This window comes from Thermosynechococcus vestitus BP-1 (assembly GCF_000011345.1).
GTDB classification, from domain to species: Bacteria; Cyanobacteriota; Cyanobacteriia; order Thermosynechococcales; family Thermosynechococcaceae; genus Thermosynechococcus; species Thermosynechococcus vestitus.
In genome coordinates, this window is the sequence record NC_004113.1 from 58,940 (window position 1) to 75,835 (window position 16,896).

Here is a 16,896-nt window from a genome sequence, read left to right on the forward strand (position 1 = left end):
TGCAGCTATTTTAACAAGCGAGCTTTAGAACTCTTGAGAATCCTTAACAATTTCTTGCAATTGACCGTGGCGATTGACTTGCAACCAGCGACCGCGCCAGTAGATGCGATTGCCAAAACAGCCCCCCAGCCAAATTAGGAAACTCATCACATCCCGCAGGGGCAATAGCCACAACCACAGCAGCAGCCGCGGCGTCCCCATCAAAAGGATGCTGATCACAGCCTGCAACCAGCGAATCCCCTGTACCGTCAAAAAGAGCCCTAGGGTCCAAGGTGCCGGAAACAGCCCCCACAGCAGGGCACTATAGACAGTGCCAAACATAAACACCATGCCAAAATACTGATTGCCGCGATTGGAGCGAATACTGCGAGACCAGCGCAGTTCCCGTTGGACAGCGCTGAGAAGGGAATCATTGCCACAGTCATTGTCAAGGATGTAGGTGGATAACTCCACCCGGTACCCTGCCCGCCAAGCCGCATATCCCAATTGATAATCTTCACCAATACGATTCAGGGCAATCTCAAAACCACCGATTTTTTCTAGAACCTCTCGCCGCAACAGCACTGTGGGTCCAATGGCAAAACGCAGTCCCCCATCCAGGCGCCGCGCAACGAGCACACTAGGGATAAAGTCCAGACACCGCCCGAGGGCGACAAAGGCGGCTCCTAACCTTTGGGGCTGGTGATCGATGTAACCACAGGTAACAACTCCCACCTGGGGATCCGCTAACGGTTGGGTTAGAGTGGCTAGGTAATTGGATCGGACCCGCACGTCACTATCGGTTTCCACCACCACGTCATAGCGGGCATGGGCAAATAATTGCGAGACGTTGCTAGCCTTTAGGTTGATGCCACGAATTGGGTGACAAAGATACCAACGGGCCCGGTCGGGATAGGTTTCACAAATTGCCTGCAGGACGGGTATAGCCGGATCATTGGGGCTTTGGACACCAAAGAGAACTTCGTAAACAGGATAGTTTTGCTCACACAGCGAGGACCAATTTTGCCATGCCCTTGCCTCTAAGCCACAGACAGGCACCAAGATCGAGACGGCTGGCAAAGTCTCCAGGGGGGCGGTTTTCTCCTTTGTAAAATTGGTGAAAAATTGCCAAGTGAGTACCCCTGCAACAATGTAAAAAAGGGCTCCTGTACAGCTCAGCAGGGTGAGAAGAATGGGCACAAGACTCATGATCTAGCCGTAATCGTGCCACTGAGGGGTGAACTGGCACTGGCATAGGCTTTGACGGGAATGCGCCCCGCTAAGTAGGCAAGGCGGCCAGCAGTGGTTGCAAGGGCCATGGCTTTTGCCATTGCTGGGGCATTTCCCGCTTCGGCGATCGCCGTATTAATCAACAGGGCATCGGCTCCCAATTCCATGGCAGCGGCAGCCTCACTGGGCGTGCCAATCCCCGCATCCACCACAACGGGCACACTGGCTTGCTCAATAATGATTTGGATATTGGCGGCATTGCGCAAACCTTGCCCTGAGCCAATGGGGGAAGCCAAAGGCATGACGGTGACGCAGCCCACTTCCTCAAGGCGTTTGGCCAGCAGGGGATCTGCATTGATGTAGGGAAGAACAGCAAACCCTTCTTTAACCAGTTGCTCAGCGGCAGCTAAGGTGCCAAAGGGATCCGGCAACAAATACTTGGGATCGGGGATCACCTCAAGTTTGACAAAGTTATTATCTTCTTGACCCAAGAGCTTGGCCATTTCTCGGCCTAAACGGGCAACGCGAATCGCCTCCTCAGCGGTTTGGCAGCCAGCGGTGTTGGGCAGTAGCCAGAGTTTACTCCAGTCAAGGGCATCCACAAGTCCTTCGTGACCGGGGGCATTGGTTTGAACGCGACGTACAGCTACCGTAACAATTTCGCAACCGCTTGCGGCAACACTGGCCTGCAAATCTGCAATGGAACGATACTTACCCGTACCCGTCATCAAGCGTGAACGAAATTGCCGCCCAGCGATCGTTAGCGGGGCATCCTCAATCAACTGCTCAGCAGGAGGCGCACTCACCATGATGTCCTTGGGAAGTGAAAAGCACTAGGGTTTGCTTCTCTACAATATCAGGGTTACGCTCTTTGCTGCTGCGACCTTGAAAAACTTATGGCATCATAGAGGCACTATCATCACAGGAGTGCAACATTGGTGCATGGCACACATTGGCAACAATGCCGCTATTCAGGCTGCCGATCGCCTGCTACGTCAATATGGGTTTGATTTGGATGGCTCCTCCGTTGAGGTTATCTTAGATCGCTGGTTGCGCCATTTTCCTCCCCGCTGGATTCGCCTTGCACTCATTGAAGCCCTTTATTTGGGACGTTATAAGGCTATTTCTGTAGAACAAATTTTAGAGCTGTGGCAACGGCGTGAGCAACCAATTTATCACTTCAACAGTGAGTTTGAAGCCATTATCTGCCAGTCATTGCCCCTGAGTGTGCCGGAAGCTCCTCCCTCTCGCCTTGCAGAGACACCCAGCAATACAGGAATCAGTGAATTTCACCCTGATTTAGGTTCTGACCCATTTGTTAGCAAGTTAACCAGTATTGTGCAGCAGTGGCAGTCCCAAGACTTCCTCGTGGAGCAAGGCGATCGCTCCTCCTAGGCCGTTGCAGGTTATACTCTTTTGGGTAAGATTTGGCACCTCCACCTATGGCTGTTTTTGAAGGCACCTATCAAGTTCTGGGAACGCCTCGCTTTGGCATTGTGATTTCCCGTTTCAATGATCTGATTACGACCAAGCTGCTAGAGGGTTGCCAAGATTGCCTGCGTCGTCATGGCGTTGATCCCAATCCCCACGGTTCCCAAGTGGACTATGCTTGGGTACCCGGTAGTTTTGAAATTCCCCTTGTGGCAGCTCAACTGGCGGCTACTCGTCGCTACGCTGCCATTATTTGCCTAGGGGCGGTGATCCGTGGCCAAACCCCCCACTTTGACTATGTCGCTGCTGAAGTCACCAAAGGTATTGCCACTGCCTCAATGCAAACAGGGGTGCCCATCATCTACGGCATCCTCACCACTGACACCATGCAGCAGGCCCTTGAGCGGGCGGGTATTAAAAGCAATAAAGGCTGGGAATATGCCCTCAATGCCTTGGAAATGGCAAACCTGATGCAAACCCTCCCCAGCGCCATCAATCCACCAACAACCAAACTGAGTTCCAGTACCCGTATTCTCACGGATGGGTGAAGCAGAAATTGCCCCTAGAGCTACCAAGGACTGCCAATCATCGTAAAGGCTGCCCAAAAGGATGCATGGGAAAGTAGACGGCCACCCCTCGTTTGAACTGCTTGGGGTAAAGGAATCGAAAGCGCTCCCCACAGTCCAGCACTGTGCCGATGACTCTCCTCAACCACAACCTGCTGATGGATCATGGCAAGCTGCGGCTGTCGCAGGGCCTCTGCTTTAATCGGAGCAGTTCTCAAGTTGCCATAAAATGCTGTCATCAGGATCAGCGCTCCTTCATCACTGACGGTAGTGCCAGTGCCATTGGTGGTTGGGGTCATCTGGCTTAGACACTGCCGCTGAAAAGTCCCCAAAAGGCTAAGACCATGGGAGAGAGATACCGTTGTGGGGTTTTCACGATCCCAGCCTCCAGATCATTCATCGAGTCCTGCCGCTGGCGATTCCTGTGGGGGAGTCCAGAGGCTGTGGTCAAAATTGGCTATAGCCATTATAGATACGACAATAAAATTCCCAAAATAAAATTCTCAAAATGCGATGCCTTGTTACTTCTTCACCTGCAACGATCATAAAATGAGCTTATATTTCTAGGAGTAATGGTTTTGGCACAGGGATTACGGGTTGGCATTTTAGGAGCCACAGGTGCGGTTGGCACGGAAATTTTAGCAATTTTGGCGGAACGGTTGTTTCCAGTGGCAGAGCTACGGCTGTTGGCGTCGCCCCGTTCTGCGGGTCAAACCCTCTCGTTTCGTGAGACTGTCCTGCCTGTAGAGGCGGTGAGTGAACAGACCCTCAAAGGGTTGGATCTCATTCTGGCTTCGGCGGGGGCAAGTGTGTCGCGGCAGTGGCTGCCGATCGCCCTCAAAGGGGGAGCGATCGCCATTGATAATTCCAGTGCCTATCGCATGGAACCCAACGTGCCCTTAGTGGTGCCAGAGGTCAACCCTGACGATCTAAAAACCCACCAAGGCATCATTGCCAATCCCAACTGCACAACCATTTTGATGACCGTGGCGCTATGGCCATTGCATCAGGTGCGACCGATTCGGCGCATTGTGGTGGCCACCTATCAGTCCGCGAGTGGGGCGGGGGCAAAGGCTATGCAAGAACTCAAGGATCAAGCTCTTGATATTCTGAAGGGACAACCGCCGCGTACTGAGGTCTTTCCCTATCCCTTGGCCTTTAACCTCTTTCCCCACAATTCTCCCCTCAATGAGCAGGGCTACTGCCAAGAGGAAATGAAGATGGTCAATGAAACCCGCAAAATTTTCCATGCCCCAGAGTTGCGGCTAACGGCTACCTGTGTGCGTGTGCCGGTACTGCGTGCCCATTCAGAAGCGTTGAATGTTGAGTTTGCTGAGCCTTTTCCCGTGCAAGAGGCCCGCGATCGCCTGCAAAAAGCGCCGGGGGTGCAGTTTGTTGAGGATTGGCAGCGCAATTATTTCCCCATGCCCCTAGAGGCAACAGGGAAGGATGCGGTGCTTGTGGGGCGGCTGCGCCAAGATATTTCCGCACCCAATGCCCTTGAACTGTGGCTGTGTGGGGATCAAATTCGCAAGGGGGCGGCATTGAATGCGGTGCAAATTGCTGAATCCCTGATTGCCCAAGGACTTCTTTAACTCCCGCAAAGGACGCTCCTCTCACCAGTCAGTGATTCATTGATCAGTCGGTTCAGGGGGCGATCGCCCAAGATCAGGTGATGGCTCCCCCAGCTTTTCTAAATAGGCTTCGAAGTGCTCCTGAAAATACAGCCACGAGGTCATATCTGCCCCCTCGCGGTATTCCCTGGGGGCTTCACGGTATTGGGGCAGTCGCTCTAATTGCTCTTGTAGGAGAGGGGGTAAGTCTTCCACAGTCAGGGCTTTGCAGCCGGTCGCGCTATAGATGAGATAACCGGGGCGATCGCCCATCTTCATCCAAGGCAACCAAGGACCAATCCGACTCCAACACAAATGGACATTGGTAATCGTCGGCGTATCTTGTTGTAAATCGGCCGTGGCCACCGTTAGCTTAAAGAGTTCTGCGGCTTGGTAGATGGGCTGGGGGCTGTAGGCTTGAAACCGCTGATCGCTAGCCAAGGGATTGTCGTAGTAGGGAAACAGATCAAACTGAAACGTCGTGGTTTGCTCACCCACTTGCGCAGGCACCTCACGGCGAAATAGCCCCTGCACAGGATCATTGGCAACGGGAATCACGGGAACTACGGCCCCTATCCAAGGATTATGCCAGCGATCGCACAGGGAGCCATTTTCTGGATCCAGATAAAACGTTAATTCACGGGAAAGAAAATACCACCCTCCCTCGGGATGGGGCAAACAGCGAGCGGCACTCATGCCAAGAATGTTGAAGAGGTGACGGCGACGCTCTTGGGGAACAAAGCTATACACGGCTCCCTGCCATGCGATAAACGTGGTCTTGCCCCTCAAATCTGCCCGCACCCGCACCCAATCGCGAGCACTCAACCATTTTTGAACCAATTCAGCAGCAGCCATAGCTACTCCACCGGAATATTGGCCGCCTGCAATTGCACATCCTGATTTGGATAGCTGGCAAGGCGCAGTGTTAAGGTTTTTGTATTGTTGAGGAGGCTTTTGGGAATCAGAATCGTGCCCTTGACCAGATCACTGCCGGCGGGCAATTCCGTCGGTAGGCCTTCGGTGAGGGCACTCAAAAGATCACCTTTATCATTTGTGATTTCAAGAAAGGTGTAAATAAACTGCACCCCTTGGCTACTATCGTTTTTCAAGCTAACCTGCAGGGCTAAATCTTGGCCAAGGGTGTCCACACGGCTAATTTCTAGGCGTACCCCCTGATCCTCAGCGACGATAGGCAGTGTTCGACTCACTGCTGGTTCCGCTGCTGGGGGTTCATTGGCAGTGGTGGGAGCAGGCACAATCTTGCGATCGCTAGAACCTTCAGTCATTTCGGCAATGCGGGCTTTAGTTTGGGCAATGATCTGTGCCTCGTCAAGAATGGGCGATCGCTCCCCTTGGGTTTGATCCTTGGTCTTCACGGCACTGCCGAGGATGGGATTCACCACTGGCTGGGAGACACCGCGTAATGAGTCTCGCCCTAGGTGGTAGCCAATAAAAGCCGTAACTAGGGTAATGGCGGCTGTTGTACTGATTAAAACAAGGGAGGTGAGAATTCCGGGGTGAAGGGCACGCAGCATTGTCCTACTCCACTGAGGATGGCTTCATTGAGGAAGAAGCAGGCAGTACGGGGGGCGGATGATTGGGGAGGGCAACGGTGGCGTCCGCCTCTTCCTCGCTATTGAGGCGCGATCGCACACTCACAAGGAAGGTTTTGATCACCACCGCGATCGGAACTGCAATGAGAACCCCAACTAAACCCGAAGCCCTAGCGCCCGTCAGGATCGCCAAAAAAACCCAAACCGGATTTAAGCCCGTAAAGCTACCAATGATCCGTGGCGCAACCACATTCTCCAAAAACTGCTGATAGAGAAAAGCAAACCCGGCCACCTTGAGGGAGAGCCAAACATCCTGAAGAGCAACCAGCAAACTAATGGAAATGATCCCCACCGTGCCGCCAAAGGGCACCAAGGCCATCACGCCAATAATGACACCAAAGAGCAGTCCGTAGGGCACCTTGAGGAAAATGAAAATCGTGGTCAAGCCAATCCCCATGCACAGCCCTAGTACCAGCTGACCAATAAAATAGCTCTCAAAACTGCGGCGGATCGTTTCTGAAACCGTGGGGCGGACCGTATTGGGTAGCCAACTGAGGAGACCATTCCACAATTCATCACCGTGCTGCAACAAATAAAACGTGAGCACAACCGTCAAAATCAGGTTAATCAGCACATCCACCGCACTGCTGAGGGTGCCCAAAATTAAATTCAGCGCCTCGCGAGCTAAGCTTTGCAATTGATCCTTAAGTTTTTCCAACAGTTGATTGGCAAGGGCATCCACATCCACCGTCACCGGCAGATTGAGGGAGTCCACCCACTGGCCAAATTCCAAGAGTCGGCGTTGACTGGAGTTAAACCATTCCGGCAGACGGGCAATGAGTTGTTGTGCCTGATTAAAGAGATTGGGCACCACGACCAAGGCAATGATCGCAATCAGTACCAAGGCCAGCAGAAAGACGAAAATTGCTGAGGGTCCTCGGGGATTTCCCTGCTCCTCCATCCAGCGCACCGGGTAATTCAGCAAAAAGGCAAATAGGGAGGCAAGGACAAGGACTGCCACCAGTGGCCCAAAGAACTTGAGAACGGTGGCAAATGCCCAGAAATTCAGCGTCAAAATCGGCCCTGCCAAGCCAATAATTAGAAACCGGCTGGCAATGGAGAGGCGATTCCACCAGTGACCCGAGGCCGCAGATTGGCTCATAGCTCTAAGCACAGTTGACGAAAGTGATCACCGCGTTCTTCAAAGTTCTGATATTGGTCAAAGCTGGCACAGCCAGGGGAAAAGAGCACGGTTTTGATTGGATACTGGGTCACCAGTTCAGCCGCCGCCGCCACTGCCCGATCCAGTGTCTCCATGATCTCATAATTTGTAAAGCCGATCGCCTCTAGGCGCTGCGCAAACTGCGGTGCTGCTTCACCAATTAAAAGCACCCAAGCAGCTTTCTCCTGAATCAGGTTGAGCCAAGGGCGATCGTCCCCCTTTTTGGCCTGTCCCCCGGCAATGAGAATCACTGGACCTGTCACAGAACGCAGCCCAATTTCTGCAGCGTCATAATTGGTGGCCTTGCTGTCATTGATCCACTCCACCTCTCGCCATTGACGAATCCGCTCTAGACGATGGGGCACACCGGCAAACCCCGCGACCCCTTTGGCGATCGTTTCGGCGGGAATACCGGCTAGATGGGCAGTTGCCACAGCCAGAAGAAAGTTTTGCTGATTGTGTCGACCCGGCATTTGCAGGATATGGGTAGGCAGGAGGGGCTGATCCTGAAACCACACCTGATCCTCGGCAATATAGATGCCCTGTGCAATCCCCTTGGGTAGGGCGATTGCCCCTTGAGTGCTGATCCACCATGCCTGGGGCCAACGATTCACCATGTGTTGGCGCAAATAGGGATCATCCCCATTGAGAATCACGTGTTTCGCGCCGTTCATGAGGTGGGCTTTGGTGGCCACGTAGGCATCGAGGGTACCGTGGCGTTCCAAGTGATCCGGCGTCAGGGTTGTCCAAAGGGCAAATTCGGGTTGTAGGGGGGGGCTGGACTCCAACTGATAGCTACTAATCTCAGCAATCACCCAATCAAGGGCCCTAGCGGTCAAAGCGACTTCGCAAATGCTATTGCCAATGTTGCCACAGGCCGGTGCATTGTACCCCGCTGCTTGAAAAATGGCGGCCGTGAGTGCCGTGGTTGTTGTTTTACCATTGGTGCCCGTAATACACACCCAGGGCAAATGGGCAAGGGTTTGCCAGGCAATTGCCACTTCACCGCGGACGGGAATGCCCGCTTGGCGAGCAGCGACCAGCGCCGGGGAGTGCCACGGTACCCCTGGACTAATGACAATTTCATCGGGAACACGCAGGCCAACGCTGATAAGAGTTTGCAAATCAAAGTCATAGTTGAGTTGAACGGGGATGCCTTCAGCTTGCAGCAGTTGCTGTTGAGATTGCAGCGCTGGAGTTTGGCGGCGGTCACTGACCTCCACTTGCCAACCTTGACGTTTGAGTAAACGGGCGGCAGCAATGCCGGAGCGACCAAGACCAATCACATGAACAGTTGGCATAGTTAAGGGGGGTGAATCCAATCGAGCAGGTACAGACTCGGGACAGCGGCCACCAAAGGGGTATCCTCAAGGCCAATGGGACCGAAAGGCGATCGCTCCCGCTGAATGTTGCGTCTTAGACTCTATTATTGTCACACTGGGTAAAGAACAATGCCTAACTTACGCACAATTTGGCTCTGCGGTTTGCTATTGACAACCTGGGGCGGCCTCCTCTCCCTTGAAGGGATGCCCGCGATCGCCCGCCGTCGGGAAGTACCCAAAGTGGTGCGCGTCACCGATCTCCAATTGCAGAGTGAGAATATTGCGGGTGTCTGGTACCACCGCCTGACAGGACGCGTGCGCAATGAAACAGCCACCCCAGCACGCAATGTTCAGATCTATTACGAAATCTATGACCCCACGGGCAAACGACTGCTGGAGGCAGGATCGACCCAGTTGCACAATCGAGTGATTGATAGCGAAGGCGAGGCGGAGTTTCTGGCAACTCCCAATGCGGGCGGGCGGGTGAAAATTACCCTTGTGGAATGGCTGAGTGGCGATCGCGACTATCACTCGTTTCAACAAATGCAGGAATTTTAGGAATTTTCCCAATAGTGGGAGGCCTACTGGGGGGTCTCACTGGATGCGGGGGATTGAGGGGTTGTAACCTGCACACCAAAGGCCAGTACCCAGCCTTCAAGATTATTTTTAGTGCGAATCTTCAACCATTCCCCATCCTCACTGCGCTCTAGGATCGTCACCACCTCATCAAAGGCCACACCCCCTAGGGCATTTGCCTCCCGACTGGGGCGATCGCGCACCCGCAGACCCTCTCCATAGATCACTCGCCCTTCAGGATTTGGCTGCGGTGACTCAGTCGGGCTTGGTTCAGGACTAGCTGAGGGTGAATTCGCTGAGGACGCTGGGGGCGTAGGTGGTGGCAAATGGTGTGCCTCGACCTGGGGACGTGGGGGTGGCCAGAGCAGGTTAAAGATGAGGGGCATAATCATAGCAGCCGCCACAAGGGTCATCAGACCTAAACCCAAAAAGGTTCCCAAGAACCATTGCAGCACACGCACAACGGGTTTCATCATCTAACGCCCTGGGGGAGAAGACAGGATGCGTGAGGCAAACCGCGCCCGACCAGAGGCCGCCCATTCTTGTAACTGGTGTACCTGCTCGCGAGCTGTCCGTGCCAAGGGGATAATTTCGCTGGCCGCGTGCAGCAGATCTTCGGTGGTAAAGTCGCGGTCTTGGCTAAAGGCAAGGTGCATGGCTTCAATGATACACTGCTCGATTTCAGCCCCGGAAAAGTCAATGGTTTCGTAGGCCAAGCGCTCTAGATCGTAGTTTTGCAAGCGATCGCGGCGGACGCGACTAAGGTGCACTTCAAAAATGGCGCGCCGCTCATCCATATTGGGTAGCCCCACAAAAAAGATTTCATCAAAGCGCCCCTTGCGCAGCAGTTCAGGGGGCAAGACCTGCACATTGTTGGCAGTGGCCACAACAAAAACAGCAGAGGTTTTCTCCGCCAGCCAAGTGATAATCGTGCCAAAGACACGGCTACTGGTTCCGCCATCGCCACGGCCATCAATGCCCGCAAAGGCTTTATCCATTTCATCAATCCAGAGAACACAGGGCGCCAAGGCCTCAGCAATGTGAATCATTTCGCGGGTCCGGGCTTCGGATTCGCCGACAAGGCCGCCAAAGAGCCGCCCGACATCCAAGCGCAAGAGGGGCAGGTGCCATTGGTGGGCAATTGCCTTTGCTGTTAAGGACTTACCGGTCCCCTGAATCCCCACCAGCAGTACCCCACGGGGATAGGGTAGCCCATAGCGCCGTGCTCGCTCAGAAAACGCGCCCCCCCGCCGCAGTAACCACTCCTTGAGGTTATCAAGGCCGCCAATATCAGCAATTGTTTCTTGGGTAGGATAAAACTCCAGAATTTCGGTTTGCCGCAGGATCTGCCGTTTCTCCGCCAAGATCAGATCCACATGGCTGCCGTCCAGCATACCGTGGAGGGCAATAATCCGACCAATAACCCGGCGAATCCGCTCTAGGGTCAAGCCCTGACAGGCACGGATTAATTCATCGAGGACGGGTTCTGGGGGAATGTTACCGAGGCTGTGGCAGAGCTTCACCAGTTCAAGGCGAATTTCCTCCCGTTGGGGCAAGGGGAACTCGACAACGGTAATCACATCCCGTAGTTCCGGGGGCAACTGCACCGTGGGAGCAAGCAAGATTAAGTTTTTGGGCTGGGACTTGAGTTGCCGTGCCAGGTTCCGCAGTTTGCGAGAGACGGCTACATCTTCAATAAAGCGATGAAAATCCCGCAGCAGAACCATGGCCGCTGCCGGTGGCGGTAGTTTCTCGACAAATTCAAGGGCACTGAGGGGATTGCGCTTGGCCACGCCCACATCATTGGGATTCCCCTGATACCCCTCGACAAAATCCCAAATGTAGATGGGGCGCTGATTCAGGCGATCGCTAATCGTGTGCAGTGTCGCCTCAAGGCGTTCTTCCTCCGTTGTTGCCACATACAACAGGGGATAGCGTGCCCGCAGCAACAGTTCAAGGTCAGACTGAGCACTCACGGCGATGGTTCTGCACCCTCCAGAGCCGACTGTAGTTGCGCTAACATTGCCCAGCGGTGATCCACGGAGGGTTCTGCGGGGGTGGGGGGGTGAATACCGCCACAGTTGGGATCACAGTACTTGGGGTAGGGCAGGGCAAGGCACAGTTGCTGGTAGAGCCAATCTCCGAGATCAATGCGACCGGTGGCCGGCGCAGTCTCCACGAGATCATCGTCGGGCTGACTCGCTGGGCTTTCCGCCAGCCAAATGAGTTCGCTGGTCGTACACTCTAGGCGGTGATTATAGTACTGCAAACAGCGATCGCAAGAGAGGGTGACAATGGTCTGCACACTGGCACGCAGTTCTAAGTAGGTGTGGCGGTGAGTGGCAGCAACCATCCCTTGCACAGGAGTCAGGGTTGGTAAGTCTGGAAAATGGGTATCGACCTGCCACTCGTAGGTCTGGGCGGGCAGCCGCAACAGTTCAGGAATGCTTAGCCAGTGAACAGGGGTCACGTCTAGGATCCTTGACTCATGTCATAGAGTTCTTTTAAGAAACGGAAGCATTGCTCAGCCGTCATTGATCTTGGCTGAAACGTTGCTGCTGGAGAGTATTTTAACCGCAGGCGCCGAATGGTGTCGCTATCCATCTCACCCAACTGCACCAGACGCATGGACCAATTGATAAAGGTTCGCTCTTCGATTGCCTTAAACTCAACAATTTCAGCGCTGTGGTGGCGGGGATCCTTAAGAATACGGGCGTAGGTTTCACTGACTTTTTGGCGATCGCCCTCAAGGGTTTGCAGAAACATGCCATTGCCATAGCACAGCATTCCCGTAATGCCATCGCGCAAATTGTTGACCTCTGACTTGGCCATAATATCCCGCAGGTCTGGGTACGATAACCCATCCGTAGCGCAACTGAGATAAATCAGGCGATGTAGTCCCATGGGTTTTCTGTTCGCGATCGCACACCATCGAGTTTTACTATCCCATAAAAGGGTTCCTTGCTTTAGCTGAATTTTGTTACGAGTCTCTCTAAGGGATTGATATAGAACTCCCCGGTGTGCAGTAGGCTGTACAGTCGCAGGCCATAGTAGCCAAGATAAATGGCCCCTAGCCACCACCAGTTTTGAAGGCGTTCATTGATGTAGCGAAAGGGAGTCTGCCGCAGTCGTCGCCCTACTCTCAGTTCAATGGCTATAAATACAGCAGCCACTGTAAATGCGAGAAAGAGTATAGGGCCAAAGAGATGCATTCTCAGGGCATCTGTAACATCGCCGCGAGCGATCGCCATAAAAGAACGAGTCAGGCCACACCCCGGACAGGGAATGCCCGTTGTTGCCCAAAAGGGACACCTTAAGAAGGGCGGCGTCCCCGTATGGTTAAACAGTGCCGCTCCCACTAAAGGTGCGGTGGTCAGTCCCAAAAAGCCCCAACGGCTCAAACGTTCCTGTTTAGATAAAACGGCATCAGAGAAGCGCAGCATCGGGTTCCTCAGCATCCACCACGAGTCGCTGCTCCCATTCTGCCGCAAAGGCCGCAAATCGCTCCTCTAAAATTGCCTGCCGTGCTGCTTGGGTAAAGCGAATCAGTTCGGTCACGTTATGAATTGAGAGCAAGGTATAGGCGAGGAGTTCCTTGGCACGCACAAGATGGCTGAGGTAGGCGCGACTAAATGTCCTACAGGTATAGCAGGGACAGGTTGGATCGAGGGGTTCATAGTCGCGGCGGAAGCGGGCATTTTTCAGGTTCCAGCGCTGTCCTTGGACAATGGCACAGCCGTGGCGAGCCAGACGCGTAGGAATCACACAGTCAAAGAGGTCAACACCGGCAGCGATCGCCCGCAGCATTTCTAAGTGCGTCCCCACCCCCATCAAATAACGCGGCTTATGGACAGGCAGGAGGGGAGCGGTCACCGCCACAATTTCGTGCATAATCCGGTTGGGTTCACCGACACTAACACCACCAATGGCATAGCCGGGTAGGTCATAGGGCACCATTGCCTCAGCACATTCCCGCCGGAGGTCGGCATACACCCCCCCTTGAACAATGGCAAAGAGGGCCTGATCCGATCGTTGCTTGGCGACAATACAGCGCTCTAACCACTGCAGGGTGCGTTGGGTTGCTTGGATCACAGCCTCACGGCTAGCAGGGTAGGGGGGACACTCATCGAAGGCCATGATGACGTCTGCCCCCAAGGCTTCTTGAATGGCGATCGCCCCCTCTGGCGACAATTCAATGATCTGACCATCGTGGGGCGAACGAAACACCACCCCCTGATCGGAAATTTGCCGCATTTCACTGAGGCTAAAGACCTGAAACCCCCCCGAATCCGTGAGAATTGGCCCTGACCAGCCCATAAAACAGTGTAGCCCCCCGGCTGCGGCCACAATGTCTTCCCCCGGTTGCAGATGCAGATGGTAAGTGTTAGCCAAAATCATTTGGGCGCCCGCTGCCTTGAGATGTTCTGGAGTGAGGGTTTTCACATTGGCTAAGGTGCCCACTGGCATAAAACGCGGCGTTGCCACTGTGCCATGGGGGGTGTGAAACAGGCCGGCCCGGGCTTGGGTATGGGCACATTCCTGCTGGCAGACAAATTCAAACACGCTGTGGATCCACAAGAAGGCGTAAAAAATGTTACCAAATCCCTAGACAAACCCACAATCGCTGATCTATGATTAAAACTTGTGACCAAAAACGGATACTGAGTGGGAGCGATCGCCTCAACCCCCTTAAGTCCTTGGTCCCACTGATCCAGGGGTGGCAGCGTGTTCGCAACTTGCAATCATAGCCTTGCCATCTTTACCTGCGCCTGTCCTTGATCAATGAGAGATGCCCCCTGGGCGTCATCGTCTTGACCGTATAACTGCTGGGTCAATCCACTATTCCTAACTGTAGGAATCTGCCGAAATGGAGCTTTAGGGCTCCCTGCGGCTGCATCGTTGTGATTCGTATTTTTAAGGAACGCGATCGTGACAGTTGGTATTTTAGGGACAAAGTTGGGCATGACCCAAATCTTTGACGAGGCGGGCCGATCTGTCCCCATTACGGTGGTACAAGCGGGGCCGTGTCCGATCACCCAAATTAAAACCCCCCAAACCGACGGCTACACGGCAATTCAAGTGGCCTATGGCGAGGTGCGAGAGAAAAACCTGAGTCGCCCTGAGCGCGGCCACCTCAACAAGTCACAAACACCGCCTATGCGTCATCTGCGGGAATTTCGCCTCGAAGATGTCTCTGCCTATCAATTGGGTCAGGCCATCACCGTTGATATTTTTAGTCCAGGGCAGCTTGTGGATGTCCGCGGCACGAGCATTGGCCGCGGTTTTGCTGGTTATCAAAAACGCCACAACTTCAAGCGTGGTCCGATGGCCCACGGCTCAAAAAACCATCGTCTGCCTGGCTCCACTGGAGCGGGGACAACCCCAGGTCGGGTCTTCCCCGGCAAGCGGATGGCGGGTCGCATGGGCAACACGGCGGTTACCATTCGCAAGTTGCAGGTAATGCGCGTTGATCCTGAGCGCAACTTAATCCTGATCAAAGGGGCATTGCCGGGTAAGCCGGGGGCACTGGTGAGCATTACCCCCGCCAAGGTTGTCGGTCGCAAATAGGGGCTGGAGAGTAGTTATGGTTGCATGCGTGGTTAAAGACTGGCAGGGTGCCGACAGCGGTGAAGCTACCCTTGATCTGGCGACAGCAAAACCTGAAACTGCTAGTCATATTGTTCATCGTGCCCTGGTGCGGCAGTTGGCCAATGCCCGTCAGGGAACTGTTTCCACCAAAACCCGTGCTGAAGTGCGCGGTGGCGGTCGCAAACCTTGGCGGCAAAAGGGAACAGGACGTGCCCGCGCCGGCTCAATTCGCTCTCCCCTCTGGCGCGGTGGCGGCGTGATCTTTGGTCCGAAGCCCCGCGACTATAGCCAAAAAATGAACCGTAAGGAGCGGCGGCTCGCCCTGCGCACAGCGTTGATGAGTCGCGTTGAAGACCTGATTGTGGTTCAGGACTTTGCCGATCACTTGCCCCGTCCTAAAACCAAGGAATTGGTAACGGCTTTACAACGATGGGGCATTGAGCCAGAGCAAAAGGTACTGCTACTGGCCGCAGATATTACCGAAACGGTGGCCCTCTCAGCGCGAAATGTCCCCACCCTGAAACTGCTGCGTGCCGATCAACTGAATGTTTTTGATTTGCTCTATGCCGATCGCATTGTTGCCACCACTGGCGCGATCGCCAAAATTCAGGAGGTGTACGGTGACTAAAGTCCAACCCCGCGCCCTTGCGGATCTCATCAAGCGCCCCATCATCACAGAGAAGGCCACAGTTTTACTGGAAAACAATCAATACACCTTCGATGTGGATCGGCGCGCCACCAAGCCGCAAATCAAGGCCGCTATTGAGGAACTCTTTAACGTCAAAGTCACGGCAGTTAATACCTATCATCTGCCTCCCAAAGAGCGCCGCGTGGGTCGGTTTGTTGGTCGTCGTCCTCGCTATAAGCGGGCGATCGTCACCCTTGCCCCCGACAGCAAGATCGTTCTCTTCCCCGAAGTTTAACGGAGTAGATCATGGGCATTCGCGTTTACCGACCCTACACCCCTGGCGTTCGCCAAAAAACCGTTTCTGACTTTGCTGAAATTACCACCGACAAACCTGAAAAGTCGCTGACCCGTGGCTTCAAGCGCGACAAAGGCCGTAACAATCGCGGTGTGATTACCAGTCGGCGGCGGGGTGGTGGCCACAAGCGTCGCTACCGCATTGTTGATTTTCGTCGCAGCAGCAAGCTCAATATCCCTGCCAAAGTGGCAACCGTGGAGTACGACCCCAACCGCAATGCCCGCATTGCCCTGCTCCACTACCGTGATGGTGAAAAACGTTACATCCTCCATCCTCGGGATTTGACCCCCGGCACGGAGATTATTGCTAGTCCCGATGCCCCTATTGAAGTGGGTAACGCCCTTCCCCTGGGCAAAATTCCCCTGGGTACCAGCGTTCACAATGTGGAAATTACCCCCGGTCGCGGTGCGCAAATGGTGCGAGCTGCCGGCGCCATGGCACAGGTGGTGGCCAAGGAAGGCGATATGGTCACCCTCAAGCTTCCTTCAGGGGAAGTGCGGCTCTTCCGTAAGGAGTGCTATGCCACCATTGGCCAAGTGGGGAACGTGGAAGCCAACAACATCAGTTTGGGCAAAGCCGGTCGCAATCGCTGGAAAGGGCGTCGTCCGAAGGTGCGTGGTTCGGTGATGAACCCTGTGGATCACCCCCACGGTGGTGGTGAAGGCCGTGCTCCTATTGGTCGTCCTGGGCCTGTTACCCCTTGGGGTAAACCCACCCTTGGCTACAAAACTCGCAAGAAGAAGAAACTCAGTGATGCCCTCATTGTGCGTCGTCGCAAGAAGTCTTCCAAGCGGGGTCGCGGTGGTCGTCAGTCTTAGGTTTTTGCGGAGAA

21 protein-coding genes are annotated in these 16,896 nt (G+C 54.2%); 8 read left to right on the plus strand and 13 right to left on the minus strand.

Annotated elements, in window-relative coordinates:
• Window positions 1–24: 24 nt before the first annotated feature.
• Complete coding sequence (locus TLL_RS00315) at window positions 25–1,188, minus strand: glycosyltransferase (protein WP_011055919.1); 1,164 nt, start codon at window positions 1,186–1,188, stop codon at window positions 25–27.
• Window positions 1,185–2,018 carry a thiazole synthase gene (locus tag TLL_RS00320; RefSeq protein ID WP_011055920.1) on the minus strand — a complete coding sequence of 278 codons (834 nt, stop codon included), beginning with the start codon at window positions 2,016–2,018 and terminating at the stop codon, window positions 1,185–1,187. The genes TLL_RS00315 and TLL_RS00320 overlap by 4 nt, the downstream gene beginning before the upstream one ends.
• Window positions 2,019–2,151: 133 nt before the next feature.
• Here TLL_RS00320 and TLL_RS00325 point away from each other — a divergent pair, with 133 nt between their 5' ends.
• Together TLL_RS00325 and ribH are read left to right on the plus strand one after the other, a co-directional pair.
• On the plus strand, window positions 2,152–2,604 hold the full coding sequence (locus TLL_RS00325; protein WP_164920637.1) for a hypothetical protein: 453 nt from the start codon (window positions 2,152–2,154) through the stop codon (window positions 2,602–2,604).
• 47 nt (window positions 2,605–2,651) lie between these two features.
• A complete protein-coding gene (gene ribH, locus TLL_RS00330) occupies window positions 2,652–3,188 on the plus strand; it encodes a 6,7-dimethyl-8-ribityllumazine synthase (protein WP_011055922.1) in 537 nt (178 codons plus the stop codon).
• Between the two features lie 20 nt (window positions 3,189–3,208).
• Here ribH and TLL_RS00335 read toward each other — a convergent pair whose 3' ends face one another.
• Window positions 3,209–3,505 carry a CHAT domain-containing protein gene (locus TLL_RS00335; protein ID WP_011055923.1) on the minus strand — a complete coding sequence of 99 codons (297 nt, stop codon included), beginning with the start codon at window positions 3,503–3,505 and terminating at the stop codon, window positions 3,209–3,211.
• Window positions 3,506–3,778: 273 nt separating this feature from the next.
• Here TLL_RS00335 and TLL_RS00340 point away from each other — a divergent pair, with 273 nt between their 5' ends.
• Window positions 3,779–4,801, plus strand: coding sequence for an aspartate-semialdehyde dehydrogenase (locus TLL_RS00340; protein ID WP_011055924.1), 1,023 nt, complete (start codon window positions 3,779–3,781; stop codon window positions 4,799–4,801).
• Window positions 4,802–4,837: 36 nt separating this feature from the next.
• On the opposite strand, the gene TLL_RS00345 is transcribed toward TLL_RS00340, so the two are convergent.
• Genes TLL_RS00345 through murD form a run of 4 tightly spaced genes read right to left on the minus strand, consistent with a single transcriptional unit; the run spans window position 4,838 to window position 8,895 of the window.
• Window positions 4,838–5,674: a DUF1838 domain-containing protein gene (locus tag TLL_RS00345; protein WP_011055925.1), complete on the minus strand. Its 837-nt coding sequence runs from the start codon at window positions 5,672–5,674 to the stop codon at window positions 4,838–4,840.
• Between the two features lie 2 nt (window positions 5,675–5,676).
• Window positions 5,677–6,354 (minus strand): hypothetical protein, encoded by a 678-nt coding sequence (locus TLL_RS00350; RefSeq protein ID WP_011055926.1) that lies wholly within the window; start codon window positions 6,352–6,354, stop codon window positions 5,677–5,679.
• A 4-nt stretch (window positions 6,355–6,358) separates the two neighbouring features.
• Entirely contained in the window at window positions 6,359–7,534 is a 1,176-nt protein-coding gene (locus TLL_RS00355) for an AI-2E family transporter (protein ID WP_164920638.1), read from the minus strand.
• Complete coding sequence (murD, locus tag TLL_RS00360; protein WP_011055928.1) at window positions 7,531–8,895, minus strand: UDP-N-acetylmuramoyl-L-alanine--D-glutamate ligase; 1,365 nt, start codon at window positions 8,893–8,895, stop codon at window positions 7,531–7,533. Before murD ends, TLL_RS00355 begins: the two co-directional genes overlap by 4 nt.
• A 150-nt stretch (window positions 8,896–9,045) precedes the next feature.
• Between murD and TLL_RS00365 the strand changes: the two genes are divergently transcribed.
• Complete coding sequence (locus TLL_RS00365; RefSeq protein WP_011055929.1) at window positions 9,046–9,474, plus strand: FxLYD domain-containing protein; 429 nt, start codon at window positions 9,046–9,048, stop codon at window positions 9,472–9,474.
• 23 nt (window positions 9,475–9,497) lie between these two features.
• Here the strand turns inward: TLL_RS00365 and TLL_RS00370 are convergent, their stop codons facing one another.
• The 6 genes from TLL_RS00370 to tgt all read right to left on the minus strand — a co-directional run bounded on the left by TLL_RS00370 (window position 9,498) and on the right by tgt (window position 14,055).
• Window positions 9,498–9,968 carry an SH3 domain-containing protein gene (locus TLL_RS00370; RefSeq protein WP_011055930.1) on the minus strand — a complete coding sequence of 157 codons (471 nt, stop codon included), beginning with the start codon at window positions 9,966–9,968 and terminating at the stop codon, window positions 9,498–9,500.
• Entirely contained in the window at window positions 9,969–11,468 is a 1,500-nt protein-coding gene (locus TLL_RS00375; RefSeq protein ID WP_011055931.1) for an AAA family ATPase, read from the minus strand. It abuts the gene before it with no gap.
• Window positions 11,465–11,962: a YceD family protein gene (locus TLL_RS00380; protein WP_011055932.1), complete on the minus strand. Its 498-nt coding sequence runs from the start codon at window positions 11,960–11,962 to the stop codon at window positions 11,465–11,467. Before TLL_RS00380 ends, TLL_RS00375 begins: the two co-directional genes overlap by 4 nt.
• A 2-nt stretch (window positions 11,963–11,964) precedes the next feature.
• Window positions 11,965–12,396, minus strand: a complete 432-nt coding sequence (locus tag TLL_RS00385) for a BLUF domain-containing protein (protein WP_011055933.1) — start codon at window positions 12,394–12,396, stop codon at window positions 11,965–11,967.
• A 62-nt stretch (window positions 12,397–12,458) separates the two neighbouring features.
• Entirely contained in the window at window positions 12,459–12,935 is a 477-nt protein-coding gene (locus TLL_RS00390) for a DUF2752 domain-containing protein (RefSeq protein WP_164920639.1), read from the minus strand.
• The gene (gene tgt, locus TLL_RS00395) at window positions 12,919–14,055 is read right to left on the minus strand and encodes a tRNA guanosine(34) transglycosylase Tgt (protein WP_011055935.1); all 1,137 of its coding nucleotides are present in this window, start codon (window positions 14,053–14,055) and stop codon (window positions 12,919–12,921) included. The genes TLL_RS00390 and tgt overlap by 17 nt, the downstream gene beginning before the upstream one ends.
• A gap of 366 nt (window positions 14,056–14,421) precedes the next feature.
• On the opposite strand from tgt, the gene rplC reads away from it, so the two are divergent.
• The 4 genes from rplC to rplB are packed head-to-tail and all read left to right on the plus strand — an operon-like array spanning window position 14,422 to window position 16,882.
• A complete protein-coding gene (gene rplC / locus TLL_RS00400) occupies window positions 14,422–15,060 on the plus strand; it encodes a 50S ribosomal protein L3 (RefSeq protein WP_011055936.1) in 639 nt (212 codons plus the stop codon).
• 16 nt (window positions 15,061–15,076) lie between these two features.
• Window positions 15,077–15,709, plus strand: coding sequence for a 50S ribosomal protein L4 (gene rplD, locus TLL_RS00405; protein WP_011055937.1), 633 nt, complete (start codon window positions 15,077–15,079; stop codon window positions 15,707–15,709).
• Window positions 15,702–16,004 carry a 50S ribosomal protein L23 gene (locus TLL_RS00410; RefSeq protein WP_011055938.1) on the plus strand — a complete coding sequence of 101 codons (303 nt, stop codon included), beginning with the start codon at window positions 15,702–15,704 and terminating at the stop codon, window positions 16,002–16,004. Before rplD ends, TLL_RS00410 begins: the two co-directional genes overlap by 8 nt.
• A gap of 11 nt (window positions 16,005–16,015) precedes the next feature.
• Window positions 16,016–16,882 (plus strand): 50S ribosomal protein L2, encoded by an 867-nt coding sequence (rplB, locus tag TLL_RS00415; protein WP_011055939.1) that lies wholly within the window; start codon window positions 16,016–16,018, stop codon window positions 16,880–16,882.
• Window positions 16,883–16,896 lie beyond the last annotated feature (14 nt).

Coding starts and splice junctions, on each gene's coding strand:
- TLL_RS00315 (WP_011055919.1), bottom strand. CDS start 1,188: ATGAGTCTTGTGCCCATTCTTCTCACCCTGCTGAGCTGTACAGGAGCC.
- TLL_RS00355 (WP_164920638.1), bottom strand. CDS start 7,534: ATGAGCCAATCTGCGGCCTCGGGTCACTGGTGGAATCGCCTCTCCATT.
- TLL_RS00335 (WP_011055923.1), bottom strand. CDS start 3,505: ATGACCCCAACCACCAATGGCACTGGCACTACCGTCAGTGATGAAGGA.
- TLL_RS00365 (WP_011055929.1), top strand. CDS start 9,046: ATGCCTAACTTACGCACAATTTGGCTCTGCGGTTTGCTATTGACAACC.
- rplB (WP_011055939.1), top strand. CDS start 16,016: ATGGGCATTCGCGTTTACCGACCCTACACCCCTGGCGTTCGCCAAAAA.
- TLL_RS00340 (WP_011055924.1), top strand. CDS start 3,779: ATGGTTTTGGCACAGGGATTACGGGTTGGCATTTTAGGAGCCACAGGT.
- murD (WP_011055928.1), bottom strand. CDS start 8,895: ATGCCAACTGTTCATGTGATTGGTCTTGGTCGCTCCGGCATTGCTGCC.
- TLL_RS00325 (WP_164920637.1), top strand. CDS start 2,152: ATGGCACACATTGGCAACAATGCCGCTATTCAGGCTGCCGATCGCCTG.
- TLL_RS00385 (WP_011055933.1), bottom strand. CDS start 12,396: ATGGGACTACATCGCCTGATTTATCTCAGTTGCGCTACGGATGGGTTA.
- TLL_RS00320 (WP_011055920.1), bottom strand. CDS start 2,018: ATGGTGAGTGCGCCTCCTGCTGAGCAGTTGATTGAGGATGCCCCGCTA.
- ribH (WP_011055922.1), top strand. CDS start 2,652: ATGGCTGTTTTTGAAGGCACCTATCAAGTTCTGGGAACGCCTCGCTTT.
- TLL_RS00370 (WP_011055930.1), bottom strand. CDS start 9,968: ATGATGAAACCCGTTGTGCGTGTGCTGCAATGGTTCTTGGGAACCTTT.
- TLL_RS00350 (WP_011055926.1), bottom strand. CDS start 6,354: ATGCTGCGTGCCCTTCACCCCGGAATTCTCACCTCCCTTGTTTTAATC.
- TLL_RS00345 (WP_011055925.1), bottom strand. CDS start 5,674: ATGGCTGCTGCTGAATTGGTTCAAAAATGGTTGAGTGCTCGCGATTGG.
- TLL_RS00390 (WP_164920639.1), bottom strand. CDS start 12,935: ATGCTGCGCTTCTCTGATGCCGTTTTATCTAAACAGGAACGTTTGAGC.
- rplD (WP_011055937.1), top strand. CDS start 15,077: ATGGTTGCATGCGTGGTTAAAGACTGGCAGGGTGCCGACAGCGGTGAA.